Below are 17,038 nucleotides of genomic sequence, written 5' to 3' on the forward strand. Positions count from 1 at the left end.
AGGGAAACGGTGGGCGTGGTGGAGAATAACGGATTCGAACCGTTGACCCTCTGCGTGCAAGGCAGATGCTCTAGCCAGCTGAGCTAATCCCCCCTATGATGAGTCGTAAGTCTTAAGTCTTGAGTTCTAAGTCTTTGTCTTTTTCTGACTTTGGACTCTGTACTTCCGACTTTTGACTCGCGGCTGCGCCGCGTGTAGTCCCGAGCAGATTTGAACTGCTGACCCCTACATTATCAGTGTAGTGCTCTAACCAAACTGAGCTACGGGACTTTGTGATTTCGGAATTCGTATTTACGACTTCGGATTTAGTCAATCGTGATTCGTAAATCGTAATTCGTAATTTCTTACAATCCCGCTACCTCTTTCAGTTAAAGCCATGTCCTGATGGCTTCATCTTTTGGGTTTCCTTTATATAAAAAATAGATCATGCAGCTAACAGCCTCAGCTGTTATGTTTTGAAGAGATTTTGTGGATACTGCTCCAGAAAGGAGGTATTCCAGCCACACCTTCCGGTACGGCTACCTTGTTACGACTTAGCCCCAGTTACCGGTTTTACCCTAGGACGCTCCTTACGGTTACGCACTTCAGGCACCCCCAGCTTCCATGGCTTGACGGGCGGTGTGTACAAGGCCCGGGAACGTATTCACCGCAGCATTGCTGATCTGCGATTACTAGCGAATCCAACTTCACGGGGTCGAGTTGCAGACCCCGATCCGAACTGTGAACAGCTTTTTGAGATTGGCATCCTGTTGCCAGGTAGCTGCCCTCTGTACTGCCCATTGTAGCACGTGTGTAGCCCCGGACGTAAGGGCCATGATGACTTGACGTCGTCCCCTCCTTCCTCTCTATTTGCATAGGCAGTCTGTTTAGAGTCCCCATCATTACATGCTGGCAACTAAACATAGGGGTTGCGCTCGTTGCGGGACTTAACCCAACACCTCACGGCACGAGCTGACGACAGCCATGCAGCACCTAGTTTCGTGTCCCGAAGGACTGATACGTCTCTGTATCATTCACTAACTTTCAAGCCCGGGTAAGGTTCCTCGCGTATCATCGAATTAAACCACATGCTCCTCCGCTTGTGCGGGCCCCCGTCAATTCCTTTGAGTTTCACCCTTGCGGGCGTACTCCCCAGGTGGAATACTTAACGCTTTCGCTTTGACGCTAACTGTATATCGCTAACATCGAGTATTCATCGTTTAGGGCGTGGACTACCAGGGTATCTAATCCTGTTTGATCCCCACGCTTTCGTGCCTCAGCGTCAATCATACCATAGTAAGCTGCCTTCGCAATTGGTGTTCTGTGACATATCTATGCATTTCACCGCTACTTGTCACATTCCGCCTACCTCTAGTACATTCAAGCCCATCAGTATCAAAGGCACTGCGATAGTTAAGCTACCGTCTTTCACCCCTGACTTAATAGGCCGCCTACGCACCCTTTAAACCCAATAAATCCGGATAACGCTTGGATCCTCCGTATTACCGCGGCTGCTGGCACGGAGTTAGCCGATCCTTATTCTCAGAGTACATTCAACTCATTACACGTAATGAGGTTTATTCCCCTGCAAAAGCAGTTTACAACCCGTAGGGCCGTCTTCCTGCACGCGGCATGGCTGGTTCAGGCTTGCGCCCATTGACCAATATTCCTTACTGCTGCCTCCCGTAGGAGTCTGGTCCGTGTCTCAGTACCAGTGTGGGGGGTCATCCTCTCAGATCCCCTAAACATCGTAGCCTTGGTAAGCCGTTACCTTACCAACTAGCTAATGTTCCGCATGCCCATCTTTATCCTATAAATATTTGATGAAATCACAATGCTGTGTCTTCATGTTATGCGGGCTTAATCTCTCTTTCGAGAGGCTATCCCCCTGATAAAGGTAGGTTACATACGTGTTACGCACCCGTGCGCCACTCTCAAGGAAAGCAAGCTCTCCTATCCCGTCCGACTTGCATGTATTAGGCCTGCCGCTAGCGTTCATCCTGAGCCAGGATCAAACTCTCCATTGTATAATGTTGTTGTTTGATTTACCTGACCCTATTATTAATTAATAGAATCTGTAAAAAAATTATTCCTTTTACAGTATCCTCTCTCTTTTTATCTCATAACTACCTCGCCTCGCGGCTCAGCTGTTATGCTACATGATTATCTATCTTTTATAAGAACTTTTCATCTTCGCCTCACGGTTCAGACTTTATAGTGTTCCACTCTTTCAAGTGTCAACTTTTCATTTTTTAAAGCTGAGAATCGCTCTCCGCTTTTTGCCTTTCGGCGACCCTTTCTTTTGGGACTGCAAAGGTATCAACCTTTTTCTGTTTCGCAAACTTTATTTTTTTTTATTTTCTAAAGCTTACTTTTCTTCTTTTTCCCCGCTTCCCCTCTCCTTTTCTTTCCTCGTTTGCGGGCTGCAAAGGTAAGCACAGTTTTCGATTTTGCAAATAGTTTGTAAGAATAATTACATGTGTATTGTTAACACTTTGCAAATCAGCAGGAAAAAGTTTAGTTGACTGTTCATCGCTCATGGTTTATAGCTAAAACAGGCATCCAGGAACAGGTATTCCGGATTTATCAATATATAGACTTATACATCAAATCAAACAAATCCGGCATGGAAACTTTAAATGAAAGCAGCAGCCAGGTAGCTTAAATGAGGCATGTTGCTTTAAATAACCTATCGCACATCGTTTGCACCTGGCATTTGCCGGCCCGATCTGCCGGGATCAGGTGAGCTATTCTGCCTGAAACCCGACTTAACGCAAAAGATTGCGCGGTTGTATTATATATATACTATATAAAAACAAAACAGTTAAATTAACCCCACTCGTCCCTCTTACCTAAACTAAACAGTTTTAATTAAAACTATTTGCCCCTCTTATATATACTATATAAAACCAAACAGTTTTAATTTAAAACCATTCACCGATCAAACTATAATCTATGAACTATCAACGATGAACCATGAACCACTCACAATTCGTTAAAAGATGTTAAATCATACCTGTATATATACTACGGGCAAAACAAGCATCCTATATTAGCCGAAGAAAAAGGGAACCGCTTCAAAAGCAGCAATGGGTTTGAGCCCATTTGCTATGGAAAAGGCCGAAGAAAATAATTAATTGACTGATTTATATTATTCACGTATCTTTGCAAAATGTTTAAAAAACAACTAGGGTTATTAGCCGGTGTTTTCACTATTTTAATTATTGCGCTGGGCAGTTGTAAAAGCAAATATGAAAAATTGCGCACCGGTAACGATAATGCCAAAAAGTATTCGGAGGCGATTAAGTTATATAACAAAAAGGAATATTCAAAAGCTTTAGGCTTGTTTGATCCCCTGGTAACACGTTACCGCGGACAGGAACAGGCGGAAGATTTGTATTATTACTATGCGTATACCAATTATAAGTTGAAGGACTATACTTCGGCCAGGTATCATTTTAAAACATTTGCGGATACCTATCCGTCAAGCCCCCGGGCTGAAGAATGTCGCTTTATGTCGGCCTATTGTTATTACCTTGATTCGCCGATCTTTTCGCTCGATCAGGACAACACCAACAAAGCTATTGAATCGCTACAGTATTTTATCAACTTATACCCTAAAAGCGACCGTGTGCCGGAAGCCAGCAAACTGATACAAAACCTGCGGGATAAACTGGAACAGAAATCATACGCAAATTCAAAGTTGTATTTAACAATAGGCGACTGGCAGGCTGCTGTTATTGCATTTGGTAATACCCTGCGCGATTACCCTGATACCAAATACGCTGAAGAGCTTGATTTTTTAACCATAAGGGCACAGTACCAATATGCTGACCATAGCCGCGAAGACCACCAGGTTGACCGTTTTAACCAGGATATTGCCTATGCACAGCAATTTATTGAAAAATACCCCAACAGTAAATATTTAAAAGAAGCTAAGGACTATTTAAAGGAAAGCACCCTGGCCATTGAAAAAACCAAACGTGTTTTGGCTGAAGCAGCTTTTAACCCCAGGTTAGCCAACAAAATAGCGACAAAAGATACAGTAAAAAGTCAGCCACCATCTGAAAAAAACAATGGTGACCAAAAAATCCCATAAAACATAATTGATTATGAACACAGTTAACAATACTACCAAGCCAGCCGTTGCCAACAGCACGGTAACCCGCGACTTGCGCGAACTGGATGTAAAAACCAACAACATTTACGAATCGTTGGTGATTATGTCAAAAAGGGCTAACCAGATATCAAATAACGTAAAGGAAGAATTGCACCAGAAGCTTTCGGAATTTGCGTCATCAAATGATAACCTGGAAGAAGTTTTTGAAAACCGCGAACAGATCGAGATCTCAAAATATTACGAAAAACTTCCAAAACCATCTTTGGTAGCTATCCAGGAATTTTTAGAAGACAAGATCTATTACAGGAATCCGGCTAAAGAACAATAACCCTCGCCCCCCAGCCCCCTAAAGGGGGAGCAAAGGAGGAGTGCTTCGGTTACCCATATTAAACACCCTTATAGGGTGTTTTTTGTTTACATATTTTAGTAATTTTACTTCTAAATTCCCCCTTTAGGGGGCCAGGGGGCTTGGCCTTATGCTACAGGATAAAAACATTGTTTTAGGCGTATGCGGCAGTATTGCAGCTTATAAAGCGGCTACCTTAATAAGGCTACTGGTAAAAGCCGGCGCTAATGTACAGGTAGTGATGACGCCGGACGCTACCAATTTCATCACCCCTTTAACCCTTTCTACCCTTTCCAAAAAACCGGTATTGGTTGATTACTTTATTCCCGAAACCGGTGAATGGAACAACCATGTGGACTTAGGGCTTTGGGCCGACCTGGTGATTATAGCCCCGGCGAGCGCCAATACCATGGCAAAAATGGCCGGCGGCTTATGCGATAATTTGTTGATGGCGGTATATCTTTCGGCTAAATGCGAGGTGTATTTTGCGCCGGCTATGGACCTTGATATGTGGAAACATGATGCCACCCGCGAAAACATTGTTAAACTACAATCCTTTGGGAATATCCTGATCCCGCCGGGTGTTGGCGAACTTGCCAGCGGGCTGAGCGGCGAAGGACGCATGGCAGAACCTGAAGAAATAGTAGCATTCATTTCCTCATCGCTTAAAAAAAAGCTTCCCTTAGCTGATCAAAAAATACTGGTAACCGCCGGCCCTACCTACGAAGCAATTGACCCGGTACGTTTTATCGGCAACCACTCTTCGGGCAAAATGGGCTTTGCCATTGCTGATCAACTGGCGCGGCTTGGCGCCGATGTTACGCTGGTTTCGGGGCCATCGGCACAAAAAAGCAAACAGGCATCTATAAAAAGGATTGATGTCACTTCCGCAGCCGAAATGCTGGAAGCCTGCCTGCTGCACTTTCAAAATTCCGTTGCATGCATCATGAGCGCCGCCGTTGCTGACTATACCCCGGCGCACCCGGTGCAGCAAAAAATAAAAAAAGCAGACAACTATCTTCATATCGAACTCAAACAAACCGTTGATATTTTGAGCACTTTGGGTGCGCAAAAAACAAACGGCCAGGTGTTGGTGGGCTTTGCACTGGAAACTAATGATGAAGAAAAAAATGCAATAAAAAAGCTGCAGATGAAAAACCTGGATTTTATTGTGCTAAATTCGCTGAATGACGCGGGGGCCGGGTTTAAAAAGGACACCAATAAGATAACGATCATCGACAAAACCTTACAAAAAACCACCTACCCTGTTAAAAACAAAGATGAAGTTGCCCTGGATATCTGCCATAAAATTATTGAGCTGATAAAACGATGAAAGTATTAAGTATTTATATTTTTCTTTTTTTGCTATGCGGTATGGCTTCTGCTCAGGACCTGAATGCCACCGTCCAGGTTTTGTCGCCCAAAGTCCAATCAACCAATAAACGGATCCTGCAAACGCTTGAGACAGCGATGAAGGATTTTTTGAACGGCCGCAAATGGAGCCAGGATAATATTTTACCACAGGAACGCATTGAATGCAACTTTATACTGAACGTTACCAACTGGGACGGCAACAGCAATTTTAGCGGCGAATTGCAGGTACTCTCTGTAAGGCCCGTTTTTAATTCGGGTTATACCTCCACTTTATTAAACACGCTTGACAAAGATATCTCATTTTCGTACACCGAAGGGCAAACGATGGATTTCAGCGACCAAAGTTACCTGGGAGAGTTGACCTCGATACTGGCTTTTTATGCTGATGTTATTGTTGGATTGGATTATGACAGTTTTTCGAGGTTTGGCGGCACTCCTTATTTTGCCGCGGCCCAAACCGTAGTTGCCAATGCCCAGGGCTCCAGTGCAAAAGGCTGGAAAGCATTTGACGGGAATAAAAACAGGTATTGGCTGCAGGAAAACCTCAATAACAAACTCTACCAGCCGCTACGCAGTTTTATGTATGATTACCACCGCAACGGGTTGGACCTGATGGCTGACAATGCCTCTAAGGGAAAGAAAGCCATTTTCGACCTGATGCCTACCCTTTCGCAGGTGGATATGCAGCGCGTTGGGGGTATGTTCCCGCTGGTGTTTTTTACAGCGAAGCGGGATGAGTTCGTCTCCATTTTTGCCAATGCTGATATGCAGCAAAAGGTGCAGGTAATCAATATATTAACCCAGGTTGACCCGGCCAACGGTTTGAAGTACCAGGCACTGCAGAAGCAGTAGGCAGTTGGCAGTAGGGCAAATTTATTCAGTATTCAGCTCGTTATTACAGCGTTGTATACATTTTTGTTGAATTTATAATAACCAAAGCATTAAATAGGCGTCCAGCAAAACTCCTTATTAACTTCTAAGATCTAACTATTATCACTATTTTATGATCAATTCATTCAAAATCGCGGTTATAATTTCGATACTTTCAACAATTTCTTCTTGCAGTCGTGCAACTCAGAACAGTAGCGATCTAGGTCTGTTTGATATTTCGAAAAACGATCAGTATATTTTATTTTCAATTTATTCGAGGCAAAATTCTTCCATCTACCAGATAGGTACAGATGGCAGCGGATTAACTTGTATAATACCTTCAACAAAAGACAGCAACTATTTTAACCCAAAATATTCGAAGACTGTGACGAAAATTTTGTTTTTGGCGTGTCCAAAAAAAGACATCAATAATACAGCAATATACATATCTAATTTAGATGGTTCGCAAAAACAAAAAATCACGACCGGCAATGAAAACATAAGCGAAGCTTTTTTTCGGAGTGCGAGGATAAAATTTATTATTGTAAAGCAAACGACTACGGGCACTCGTCGCCACTTGGGACAGATCAAAATCATGATGTAGACATCTATTCAATATCGTTAAGAGATAAAAAAGTTGAGAGAGTTACGAACCTGAAATCCTACGGCATTTTTGCCATTTCAGAATATGATTGTCGGCACATTTTAATGTTTGTCCCAGTCCCCAATCAAGAAGGAATGACGTTGGTTTCAAAAGACAGTTCAACGCTAACCGTCATTGATCCTGTGAACAATCCTAAAGATGATTTTGGCTTATATTATAATCCAAAATATTCTCAAAAATATAATATGCTCGCGTTTTCTGCTCCTCATTTATTGTACATAATGAGCATGGCAAATAGAAATGCAAAATTGGTAGTTAATAATGTTGATCACCCAAACTTAGCAGATTTTCGTTTTTTTAATAATCAAGAAAAAATTATTTACACCAATGAAGATGAAAATACTTTTTATATAGTAGATTTTAATGGCGCTATGATGAAAACGATATTGATTAAGATCAAGTAGTATCTCTTCCAGACATTTAGCTCAAATAATAATTCCGAAATCGAACATCCGAAATCCGAAATTCCTGTAACATCTCCCATTTTCGCGCGTCATTTTTAAAAAAATATTCAAATTAATTTGCATATACGAAAACTATCGTACATCTTTGTACGAAGAAATTCGTATAACATAAAAGGATAATGGAAATTAAACCAACAGAGAGTGAATTAGAGATCTTACAGGTGATCTGGAAGAAAGGCCAGTGCACCGTTCGCGATGTGCATGAGGAATTGGCAAAAAACAAAGATGCCGGCTATACCACCACTTTAAAACTGATGCAGATAATGCACGAAAAAGGCCTGGTTGAGCGCGATACCGCAGCAAAAACGCATTTATATAAAGCGTTGATCACCCGCGAGCAGGCGCAGCAAACGGCTTTGGATAAAATTATATCCACGGTTTTTAAAGGCTCCACCTCCGACCTGGTGATCCAGGCCCTCGGTCACCACCGGGCATCAAAAGATGAGATAGATGCGATAAAGAGTTATTTAGAGAAGTTTCGTGATAGTGATTAGAGATTGGAGACTAGAGATTAGTGTTTTGTTGTAAGGGTAAAGGTTAAAGATAAAAAACAGACGGCAGCGTCTTTCGGACTTCCGGACTTTCCGGACTTTCGGACTAAATAAAAACGGCAATGGAAAACATATTATACAACATCAGCCAGGTTTTTGGCACCACCATTATTCACTCCTTATGGCAGGGGATGCTGGTTTATTTTTTGCTGCGGATGGTTTTTGCGGCAGCGCCGGCGTTATCGGCGGTAAAAAAATATAACCTTGCCATTGTATCGCTGGCATTGGTTTCGCTGTTGTTTATTTATACTTTGCTGGTTGAGATCCACTCTTATAGCTGGTTAAATGCAGGGCCGGTGAATTTTGCCCGGTTGCTGCCATCTTTTAAACTGGCGTATTATACACCTGTTAAACCATCTTTCTTTGTTTCACTGGCGGTTTACATGCCTTATATATGTACCGCTTATTTTGCCGGGCTTTTGGTAAATATTTTTAAGCTGGCGTTTGAATGGAATAAGATCAGGCAGATCAAACGGTCGGTGATCCCTGCCGAACAAATGCAGCAGTTTATCACTAAATTTTCAAAAAGGCTCGACATCAGCAAACCCGTCCAGCTAAAATTCAGCCAGCTGGTGGATGTTCCCTGTATAATAGGCTGTTTTAAACCGCTTATTCTTTTGCCGGTATCTATAGCCACCCAGCTTTCTGCCTGTGAGATTGAAGCCATTTTATTACATGAATTGTCGCACATCAAAAGGAATGATTACCTGGTTAACATCGCGCAGCAAGTTATTACCATTCTCCTTTTCTTCAATCCGTTTGCGCACCTGGTTAACCGGATCATTCACCAGGAAAGGGAAAACAGCTGCGACGACCTGGTGATTGAAAAAACCCGCAAACCATTGATATATGCCAGGGCTTTGCTAAAGCTGGAAGAAACAAGGGTGTCCAGCCTGCCATTAGCGCTGGCCGCAACAGGCAAAAAGTATCATTTATTAAACAGAATTGAACGAATTATGAAAACCAATAAGCCGATAGGCAACATCCGTCACCTGGTGATCGTCATGTTTTTGCTGGCAGGAAGTTTGGGCAGCCTTGCCTGGTTTAACCCTAAAACTGCCGTTGCCGCTACCCGCAGAAACGAGGCACACCAGTTAATAGCAAAATCAAATTTTGTTATCGATACAACAAAACAAGCTGTTATAAATACTGACGCCAACAGGAATTTATTTGACAGCGATACGATCAAACATCCCCGCAAAGGTAAAACTACTGTTAAGGGCAAAAAAGGGGATGCCATGGCAGACAGCGTTATGGAAGAAGCAGACAGCAATTTCTATTCGGGCACGGCATGGAGGCAGCAAATGGAAATCTTCCGCAAACAGCGCGGGGAGATAAGGAAACAATTTAACAGCCCTGAATGGAAGGCACAGATGGATGCTATGAAAAAACAGGGCGAACAAATGAAAAAGCAGTTTAACAAACCTGAATGGAAAGCCCAAATGCTGGCGATGAAGAAACAGGGTGAAGAAATGAAAAAACAATTTGATAGCCCCGAATGGAAGGCGCAGACGGACGCTATGAAAAAACAGGGTGAACAAATGAAAAAGCAATTTGACAGCCCCGAATGGAAGGCGCAGATGGATGCTATGAAAAAACAGGGTGAACAAATGAAAAAACAATTTGACAGCCCTGAATGGAAAGCGCAGCAGGAACAGTGGAAAAAACAAGCTGAAGACCTCAAAAAACAATTCAACAGCCCTAAATGGAAAGCGCAAATGGATGCTTTTAAAAAGCAGGGCGAGGAAATGAGAAAGAAATTTGATAGCCCTGAGTGGAAAAAGCAAATGGAGGATATAAAGAAACAAGGCGAAGAGTGGCGCAAAAAATTTAACAGCCCAGAATGGAAAAAGGCCATGAAAGACAAGAAGTGGAAATTGAGAGATACCGTTGGCGGCGTTGAAATTTACGAACCGGCGAAGAAGGATTCGCTGTAAGAGGTTGCAAGGGTTGTAAACGTTGTAAGGGGTTAAAAAAAGTAAACCAACAATAATCTTTCGGACTTTACTGACTTCCGGACTTTCGGACTAAAACTAAAAAGAGGCAATGGGAAACATATTATACAACATCAGCCAGGTTTTGGGGATAACGGTGATCCACTCGTTATGGCAGGCACTGGTGGTATACTTTATACTAAAGGTCGCGCTGATGTTCGGCAATAAGCTGTCGTCTTCAGCCAAATATTTGATGGCCGTTAGCGCTTTGTTTGCTATAACCGGCTGGTTTTTTTATACACTGATTACCGAGATTAATGTTTATGAATGGATAGTTGTTAAGTCTGCACCCCCATCGGTTTTGCCGGTAATTACCGGGATACCTGCGGCTATTCACCAGTTTAATGAGGTAACCGCGCGCTATTACTACGATATTGAACAATATCTGCCTTATATCGCTATCCTTTATATTGCCGGCCTGCTGTTCAATACAGGGAAACTTGTTATCGCCCGCAAAAAGCTGGATAACATTAAGCAAAATATGAGTATCGATATTGAGCTGCAATATCTTGTAAATAAGTTCAGCGATACATTCGGCATCAGCAAAAAAGTAAAAATAGGGCTGAGCAACCTGGTTGATGTACCCTGCATGGCAGGTTATATCAAGCCGGTAATATTGTTACCCTTAACTTTAACTACCTACCTGTCGCCCCGGGAACTGGAAGCTATTATATTGCACGAACTGGCCCATATCAAACGAAATGATTACCTGGTGAACCTGCTGCAGCAGGTAATAGCCATACTGTTATTTTTTAACCCCTGTGCGATATTGATCAACAGGGTTATAAATGAAGAACGTGAGCTCTGCTGCGACGACCTGGTTGTAAAGGCCACCGCAAGCCCGCTCATCTATGCGAAAGCATTGTTAAAACTGGAACAAACCCGCCAAAACGACCAGAAGCTAGCGCTGGCCGCAACAGGCAAAAAGTATCATTTATTAAACAGAATTGAAAGAATCATGAAATCAAAACCAACTACAACAGGCATGCGCCCGGCTTTGCTGGCCATGCTTATATTTACGGCAGCAATAGGCTGCATCACGCTGCTGAAACCTGAAATTGCGCAGGGTAAAATATCTGTAAAGGCAATCAGTCCGCTGATCAACAGTATGCTGGCTGATACCGGCCATAAGTCGTCCGCAAATAAAACCGCGCAGGCCCATCCCATCAAAAAGCATCATGCAAGTGCTGTTCACAAGGAAAATGACCACTACGCAGAAGCTGAAAACGATAAAAAGATGGAGGATTTGAACGCCGAGATCCACAAACATTCGGAAGCGGTTAATGGCTATTTTAACAGTGGAAGTTTTAAGGAAATGCAGGAGAAGATGGAGCGCCTGGGCAGGGAGTTGCAGGAGTATTACGACAGGCCGGAAGTAAAAAGGGAACAGCAAGAATTGGAAAAAGCGGGTAAAGACTTCTCAAAAAACTGGGGAAGGGATGAAAAAGAGGAAAAGATGTCGACTCAGATGGGTGAACTTGGCGGGAGCATCGGCGCTTATTTCAAATCCCCTGAATTTAAGAGAATGGATGCCGAACTAAGGAAAAAGTACGGGATCCCGCTGGAAAGGAATTATAATGACGACAGGGACGAAAATTATAAAAAATACGAAGAGGAACTCGAAAGCAAACTGCCCCCGGAAATAAAGGATAAAACTGAAAAGTTAAAAAGAATGGGCGAAGAAATAGGCGCCCGCTATAAATCGCCGGAGTTTATGGAGCAGAACAAGCGGATGCAGGAACTGGGCGACAGCATCAACAAAGCCTATTCCAATCCAGAAATAAAGGAAAAACAAAAAGAAATGGAAAGGCTGGGCGCAGAAATGAGTGAATGGCAACACAACCCCGAAATAAAAAGAGAACAGGAAATGCTGAACGCTGCAGTTAAAAAACTGACCGCTTATATCAACAGCCCAGCTTATCGCGCATACATTAAACAGCTGCAACACATGAACTTTAATTATAATTTTAACTTTAACGACGACGAGAGGTCTGAGAAGGTAGAGAAAACAGAAAAAGTTGAAAAAACAGAGAAAGCTGAAAAACCCGAGAAACCGGAAAAGCCGGAGAGCCCGGATGGGGATAACTAAGTCGTAATTGTTGTAAAAGTTGAAAAGGTTGTAAGGTTTTTTCGGGTCGAACATTTACAACCATTACAACTTTTACAACATTTATAACCCTTACAACACAAAAACAGTAACTTAGTATCCTCCAAAACAAGGATACTTTTTTTATGCTTCAAAAGCTCAGTATTAGCAATTACGCTTTAATTGATAACCTCGAAATTACCTTTGGCAAGGGGTTAAATATACTTACCGGCGAAACAGGGGCCGGAAAATCGATCATTTTGGGCGCGCTTTCGCTTATTTTGGGACAGCGTGCCGAAAGCCGTTATTTTTTTAACCAGCAAAAAAAATGTGTGATAGAAGGCCAGTTCAGCATCGGTAATTTTGAGCTGAAACCTTTTTTTGAAGATAACGACCTGGACTATGAGGCCGAAACTGTTTTACGCCGTGAAATCTCTGCCGACGGCAAATCGCGTGCTTTTGTAAACGATACGCCGGTTAACCTGAACGCCTTAAAATCGCTGGGCGAAAAGCTGATCGATATCCACTCGCAGCATGCTACGCTGGAGATCAACGACCCGGAGTTTCAGCTTTTGGTGGTGGATGCAGTTGCTAAACACGATGGTTTGCTGAATGATTATCGCACGAAATTCCGGTCGTATAAAAAATCAACCTCAAAATTAAAGCAACTGATTGAAGAGAGTGATAAGGCCAAAGCCGACCTGGATTATTACCAGTTCCAGTTTGATGAATTGGAAAAAGCGAACCTCGCCGAGGGCGAGCAGGAACAGCTGGAACAGGAGTTTAACGAACTGAGCCATGCCGAAGAAATCAAACGCAACCTGCTTGGCGCTTATTACCTGATGCATGAAGGCGAAACCTCGGCTATTATTCAATTGCGGGAGGCTGCGCACCAGCTATCGGTTTTAGAACATTTTAACCCGCAGTTTGCTGAACTTTACCAGCGCCTCAACAGCGCCATCATCGAATTAAAAGATGTGGCCAATGAAGTTGAAATTATAGAACAGCGCACCCATACCAATGAAGCCCGCGCCGAGGAGATAAACGCTAGGCTAAGCCTGATCTACAACCTGCAAAAGAAACACCGGCTGAACAGCACGGCTGAATTATTGAAACTGCAAAATGAGTTGTCGGACAAAATACAGCAGGCTGTTTTTGGCGATGAAGCCATTGAAAAACTGCGTAAACAATTGGATGCGGACAGAGCCGAACTGGAAAAACTGGCCGCCGAACTATCTGCCAACCGTAAAAAAGCTATCCCCGGTATTGAAACCGATGTGCTGAAAACCCTGGAAGAAATGGGCATGGGGAATTCGTCTTTGAAAATAGAACTTTCACCAAGCGGACATAACTCTCCGCCCAATGGCGGAGGTTTGGGGGACAACGGAATTGATGTTGTGCGCTTTCTTTTTACCGCCAATAAGGGCCACTCCCTTGCCGAAATGAGCAAAGTGGCTTCGGGTGGTGAGCTATCGAGATTGATGCTGGCGATTAAATCCCTTATCACCCAAAACACCGCTTTGCCAACCATTATTTTTGATGAGATAGACACAGGAGTATCAGGCGAAGTTGCGAATAAAGTAGGGCAAATAATGGAGCGCCTGGCGGATAATTTGCAGGTGATCACCATAACGCATTTGCCGCAAATAGCCAGCAAAGGCCAAAACCATTATTTTGTTTATAAAGATGAGGAAGGTGCCACCACCTATACCCGCATGAAACAACTGGATAAACAGGAACGTGTATTGGAAATTGCCAAAATGCTGAGCGGTGATAAACCGGGCGAAAGTGCACTGCAGAACGCGAGGGAGTTGTTGGGGTAGTGGGCAGTTTTAAGTTGGCAGTTGGCAGTACCAGTTGGCAGATATGATAACCTATTAACTGCTATATTTTTAGTTGCAAACTGCACACTAAAAACTGTAAACTAATTTTATAACTTTGCGTCCATTATAATCAAAATCTTAACATGGCATACAATTTATTAAAAGGTAAAAAAGGGATCATTTTTGGAGCGCTGAACGAGCAGTCCATTGCCTGGAAAGTAGCACAACGTGCTGTAACAGAAGGCGCTGAAATTATTTTAACCAATGCCCCTATTGCCTTGCGCATGGGCGAATTAAACAAACTCGCCGAAGAATGTAATGCCCCCGTAATAGCGGCTGATGTAACCAGCAACGACGATATTACCAACCTGTTTACCAAAAGCCAGGAACATTTTGGCGGCGGCGTTGATTTTGTTTTACACTCCATAGGTATGAGTGTTAACGTACGCAAAGGCATCAGCTATCCTGAAAATAATTACGATTTTACCCACAAAGGGTTAGATATATCTGCATTAAGCCTGCACAGGGTATTGCAAACCGCCATGAAAATGGATGCCATTAATGATTGGGGATCCGTAGTGGCCCTTACCTATATTGCCGCACAAAGGGTATTCCCTGATTATAATGATATGTCGGACAATAAAGCCTACCTGGAAAGCATTGCCCGCAACTTTGGTTACTACTACGGGGTTAAAAAGAAAGTGCGCATCAATACCGTATCACAATCGCCAACCCGCACTACTGCAGGATCAGGCGTTAAAGGGTTTGACGGTTTTATCAATTATGCCGAAAAAATGAGCCCGCTGGGTAATGCCAGCGCCGACCAATGCGCCGATTACTGCGTGAGCTTATTCTCTGACCTTACTAAAATGGTGACCATGCAAAACCTGTTTCATGATGGTGGTTTCAGCTTTACCGGCGTAACCCAGGCCATTATTGAGCAGATGGAAAAGTAGGGGTTAGTCGGGAAAGTCCGAAAGAAGAAGAGAAGTAGTAAAAAAAGAATATATAAAAAGCGCCATTGAACATTCAGTGGCGCTTTTGTTTTTCAGGGCTTTGATTAACTAAATAATTAGTTTATTTTTGATGATGCGGCGGATCTGGATCATCTTATTTTTAGCATTGCCTTTTACGGGCTTTGCCCAATATTCCATTTCCGGCAGGGTGATCAACAAAAACGATCAAAAGCCCGTAGCCGATGCCAGCGTATTTTTAAATAACGCTAGCGCCGGTACCAAAACTGCGGACAACGGAACCTTTACCCTCACCAACGTGCGGCCCGGGCAGTATGACCTGGTGGTATCTATTATCGGGTATGAAACCGTTCATCAGCCTATTATGGTGAATAAGGACCTCCGGCTGGGCGATATCCTCATCAGCCCAAAAACAATCGCCCTAAACGAAGTAAAAATAATGCCGCCCGGCGACCGGGATAAATACTACCAAAAGTTTTTACGGCTTTTTTTTGGCTACGGCGAGTTTGCGGCAGATTGTAAAATATTAAACCCCGACCTGCTGGATTTTGATTACGACCGACCGGCGAAGGTATTTACGGCCTCTTCGTCGGATTATTTGGAGATTGAGAACAAAGCCCTGGGTTACCGCATCAAATATTTTTTAAACAATTTTAAGAATGATGAGAAATCGGGTGTTTTATATTTCGAAGGGACGGCGGCTTTCAGCGAGATGCAGGGCAAACCATCGGCAGTACGCAGGTGGGTAAAAAACAGGCTGAAAGTTTACCAGGGCTCCAGTATGCACTTTTTGCGCTCAGCCATCGCCAATGATATAGAAACGGAGGGCTTCAGGGTGCTGAAGCTGATCAGAACGCCCGACACGGCGAAAAGCGTAACCGGTATCCCCCGTTATAAGGAAACCCTGGTAAGCAAACCTTATTTAAACGTCAGCGATTTTATCCGCACCACCGATATACCGGGCGAATATGCACTGGGCTATCCCGATTGCCTTTATATAATGTACGCCAAAAAATGGGCACACCAGGCTATAAAAAATCCTGCTGCTCCCCTGCCGGATAAACCTGCATTTTTGGACGACCCGGTATGCACTACCCTCATCTTCAACGGGGCCTATAGCTATTTTGATGCAAACGGCATTATCATTAACCCCCAAAGTATTCTTTTTGAAGGCGCCTGGGGAATCGGTGGCGTAGCGGAATTACTGCCGGTGGATTATGTGCCGGGGGAAGTTGGGAAAGTTGATGGGCCATAGTCCATGGTAAAAGGTCGCGAAGTCCAAAATCTAACAAAAAAAATAGTCCGTGGTACATGTTCTGAGGTCTGTCGACCAAAAAGAACCATGGACCATGGACTATCAGCGATGGACTCCCCTGCTTAACTATTCGAGTCCACTAAAATAATTTTCACCTTGATAGGTAAAGTTGGCTGCACTGCCGTGGTACCATCTGCCGATTGCGCATAAAGCGAAATATTGCCGCCGCTATAGGTAAAGCTATAAGCAACGTTGGCATAAGTTTCGGGCAATTGCTCGTAGGTTTTACCCCCATCGTAGGATATGTCAATAATAACGCCGCCAATGGCTGCAAAATTATTGGTGAGGGCGTTAATGTTGATGGATGCCGTATACGATTTACTGCCGTTGTTGTCGGTGTACGCGGTCCAGTCGCTGCTGGCTAAATCAGCATAAAGCGTTTGGTTGGTGGTAGCCGGCGACACATACTGTTTGGTACATGCAGAAAACGCCAGTAAAATAACACATCCTAAAATAGTGATGATTTTTTTCATAAGTG

The 17,038-nt window shown here is 43.4% G+C and carries 13 protein-coding genes, 2 tRNA genes and 1 rRNA gene; 12 read left to right on the forward strand and 4 right to left on the reverse strand.

All coding sequences use genetic code 11. The features are described 5' to 3' along the window. Window positions 1-16 precede the first annotated feature (16 nt). The 3 genes from MgSA37_RS20795 to MgSA37_RS20805 all read right to left on the reverse strand — a co-directional run bounded on the left by MgSA37_RS20795 (window position 17) and on the right by MgSA37_RS20805 (window position 2,006). Window positions 17-93: transfer RNA gene (locus MgSA37_RS20795), tRNA-Ala, on the reverse strand. Window positions 94-195: 102 nt separating this feature from the next. Then, window positions 196-270, reverse strand: a tRNA-Ile gene (locus tag MgSA37_RS20800). Window positions 271-484: 214 nt separating this feature from the next. Beyond that, window positions 485-2,006: ribosomal RNA gene (locus MgSA37_RS20805) — 16S ribosomal RNA — on the reverse strand. A gap of 1,145 nt (window positions 2,007-3,151) precedes the next feature. Here MgSA37_RS20805 and MgSA37_RS20810 point away from each other — a divergent pair. From MgSA37_RS20810 to MgSA37_RS20865, 12 genes are all read left to right on the forward strand, one after another. Next, a complete protein-coding gene (locus tag MgSA37_RS20810) occupies window positions 3,152-4,078 on the forward strand; it encodes an outer membrane protein assembly factor BamD (protein WP_096354681.1) in 927 nt (308 codons plus the stop codon). A 13-nt stretch (window positions 4,079-4,091) separates the two neighbouring features. Then, on the forward strand, window positions 4,092-4,427 hold the full coding sequence (locus MgSA37_RS20815) for a DNA-directed RNA polymerase subunit omega (RefSeq protein WP_096354682.1): 336 nt from the start codon (window positions 4,092-4,094) through the stop codon (window positions 4,425-4,427). A gap of 148 nt (window positions 4,428-4,575) precedes the next feature. Then, window positions 4,576-5,778, forward strand: a complete 1,203-nt coding sequence (gene coaBC / locus MgSA37_RS20820) for a bifunctional phosphopantothenoylcysteine decarboxylase/phosphopantothenate--cysteine ligase CoaBC (protein WP_096354684.1) — start codon at window positions 4,576-4,578, stop codon at window positions 5,776-5,778. Then, window positions 5,775-6,671, forward strand: coding sequence for a type IX secretion system protein PorD (gene porD, locus MgSA37_RS20825; protein WP_096354685.1), 897 nt, complete (start codon window positions 5,775-5,777; stop codon window positions 6,669-6,671). The genes coaBC and porD overlap by 4 nt, the downstream gene beginning before the upstream one ends. A gap of 151 nt (window positions 6,672-6,822) precedes the next feature. Next, entirely contained in the window at window positions 6,823-7,293 is a 471-nt protein-coding gene (locus MgSA37_RS20830; RefSeq protein ID WP_096354687.1) for a TolB-like translocation protein, read from the forward strand. A 104-nt stretch (window positions 7,294-7,397) separates the two neighbouring features. Next, window positions 7,398-7,757 carry a hypothetical protein gene (locus MgSA37_RS20835; RefSeq protein ID WP_096354688.1) on the forward strand — a complete coding sequence of 120 codons (360 nt, stop codon included), beginning with the start codon at window positions 7,398-7,400 and terminating at the stop codon, window positions 7,755-7,757. A 179-nt stretch (window positions 7,758-7,936) separates the two neighbouring features. Continuing rightward, window positions 7,937-8,311: a BlaI/MecI/CopY family transcriptional regulator gene (locus tag MgSA37_RS20840; protein WP_096354690.1), complete on the forward strand. Its 375-nt coding sequence runs from the start codon at window positions 7,937-7,939 to the stop codon at window positions 8,309-8,311. 119 nt (window positions 8,312-8,430) lie between these two features. Next, on the forward strand, window positions 8,431-10,305 hold the full coding sequence (locus MgSA37_RS20845) for a M56 family metallopeptidase (RefSeq protein ID WP_096354691.1): 1,875 nt from the start codon (window positions 8,431-8,433) through the stop codon (window positions 10,303-10,305). Between the two features lie 109 nt (window positions 10,306-10,414). Further along, on the forward strand, window positions 10,415-12,451 hold the full coding sequence (locus MgSA37_RS20850) for a M56 family metallopeptidase (RefSeq protein WP_096354693.1): 2,037 nt from the start codon (window positions 10,415-10,417) through the stop codon (window positions 12,449-12,451). Window positions 12,452-12,594: 143 nt separating this feature from the next. Continuing rightward, entirely contained in the window at window positions 12,595-14,271 is a 1,677-nt protein-coding gene (gene recN, locus MgSA37_RS20855; protein ID WP_096354695.1) for a DNA repair protein RecN, read from the forward strand. A gap of 143 nt (window positions 14,272-14,414) precedes the next feature. Next, window positions 14,415-15,227, forward strand: coding sequence for an enoyl-ACP reductase FabI (locus MgSA37_RS20860; protein WP_096354696.1), 813 nt, complete (start codon window positions 14,415-14,417; stop codon window positions 15,225-15,227). Between the two features lie 130 nt (window positions 15,228-15,357). After that, a complete protein-coding gene (locus MgSA37_RS20865) occupies window positions 15,358-16,500 on the forward strand; it encodes a carboxypeptidase-like regulatory domain-containing protein (protein WP_096354698.1) in 1,143 nt (380 codons plus the stop codon). 122 nt (window positions 16,501-16,622) lie between these two features. Here MgSA37_RS20865 and MgSA37_RS20870 read toward each other — a convergent pair whose 3' ends face one another. Continuing rightward, window positions 16,623-17,033 carry a hypothetical protein gene (locus MgSA37_RS20870; protein ID WP_096354700.1) on the reverse strand — a complete coding sequence of 137 codons (411 nt, stop codon included), beginning with the start codon at window positions 17,031-17,033 and terminating at the stop codon, window positions 16,623-16,625. Between the last annotated feature and the right edge of the window lie 5 nt (window positions 17,034-17,038).

Origin of the sequence: Mucilaginibacter gotjawali (assembly GCF_002355435.1) — a bacterium.
Taxonomy (GTDB): Bacteria; Bacteroidota; Bacteroidia; order Sphingobacteriales; family Sphingobacteriaceae; genus Mucilaginibacter; species Mucilaginibacter gotjawali.

Bases quoted from the DNA above. Each gene is read 5' to 3' on its own strand.
- recN (WP_096354695.1), top strand. From the start codon at position 12,595: ATGCTTCAAAAGCTCAGTATTAGCAATTACGCTTTAATTGATAACCTC.
- MgSA37_RS20835 (WP_096354688.1), top strand. From the start codon at position 7,398: ATGTTTGTCCCAGTCCCCAATCAAGAAGGAATGACGTTGGTTTCAAAA.
- MgSA37_RS20840 (WP_096354690.1), top strand. From the start codon at position 7,937: ATGGAAATTAAACCAACAGAGAGTGAATTAGAGATCTTACAGGTGATC.
- MgSA37_RS20815 (WP_096354682.1), top strand. From the start codon at position 4,092: ATGAACACAGTTAACAATACTACCAAGCCAGCCGTTGCCAACAGCACG.
- MgSA37_RS20810 (WP_096354681.1), top strand. From the start codon at position 3,152: ATGTTTAAAAAACAACTAGGGTTATTAGCCGGTGTTTTCACTATTTTA.
- MgSA37_RS20830 (WP_096354687.1), top strand. From the start codon at position 6,823: ATGATCAATTCATTCAAAATCGCGGTTATAATTTCGATACTTTCAACA.
- MgSA37_RS20845 (WP_096354691.1), top strand. From the start codon at position 8,431: ATGGAAAACATATTATACAACATCAGCCAGGTTTTTGGCACCACCATT.
- porD (WP_096354685.1), top strand. From the start codon at position 5,775: ATGAAAGTATTAAGTATTTATATTTTTCTTTTTTTGCTATGCGGTATG.
- MgSA37_RS20870 (WP_096354700.1), bottom strand. From the start codon at position 17,033: ATGAAAAAAATCATCACTATTTTAGGATGTGTTATTTTACTGGCGTTT.
- coaBC (WP_096354684.1), top strand. From the start codon at position 4,576: ATGCTACAGGATAAAAACATTGTTTTAGGCGTATGCGGCAGTATTGCA.
- MgSA37_RS20850 (WP_096354693.1), top strand. From the start codon at position 10,415: ATGGGAAACATATTATACAACATCAGCCAGGTTTTGGGGATAACGGTG.
- MgSA37_RS20865 (WP_096354698.1), top strand. From the start codon at position 15,358: ATGATGCGGCGGATCTGGATCATCTTATTTTTAGCATTGCCTTTTACG.
- MgSA37_RS20860 (WP_096354696.1), top strand. From the start codon at position 14,415: ATGGCATACAATTTATTAAAAGGTAAAAAAGGGATCATTTTTGGAGCG.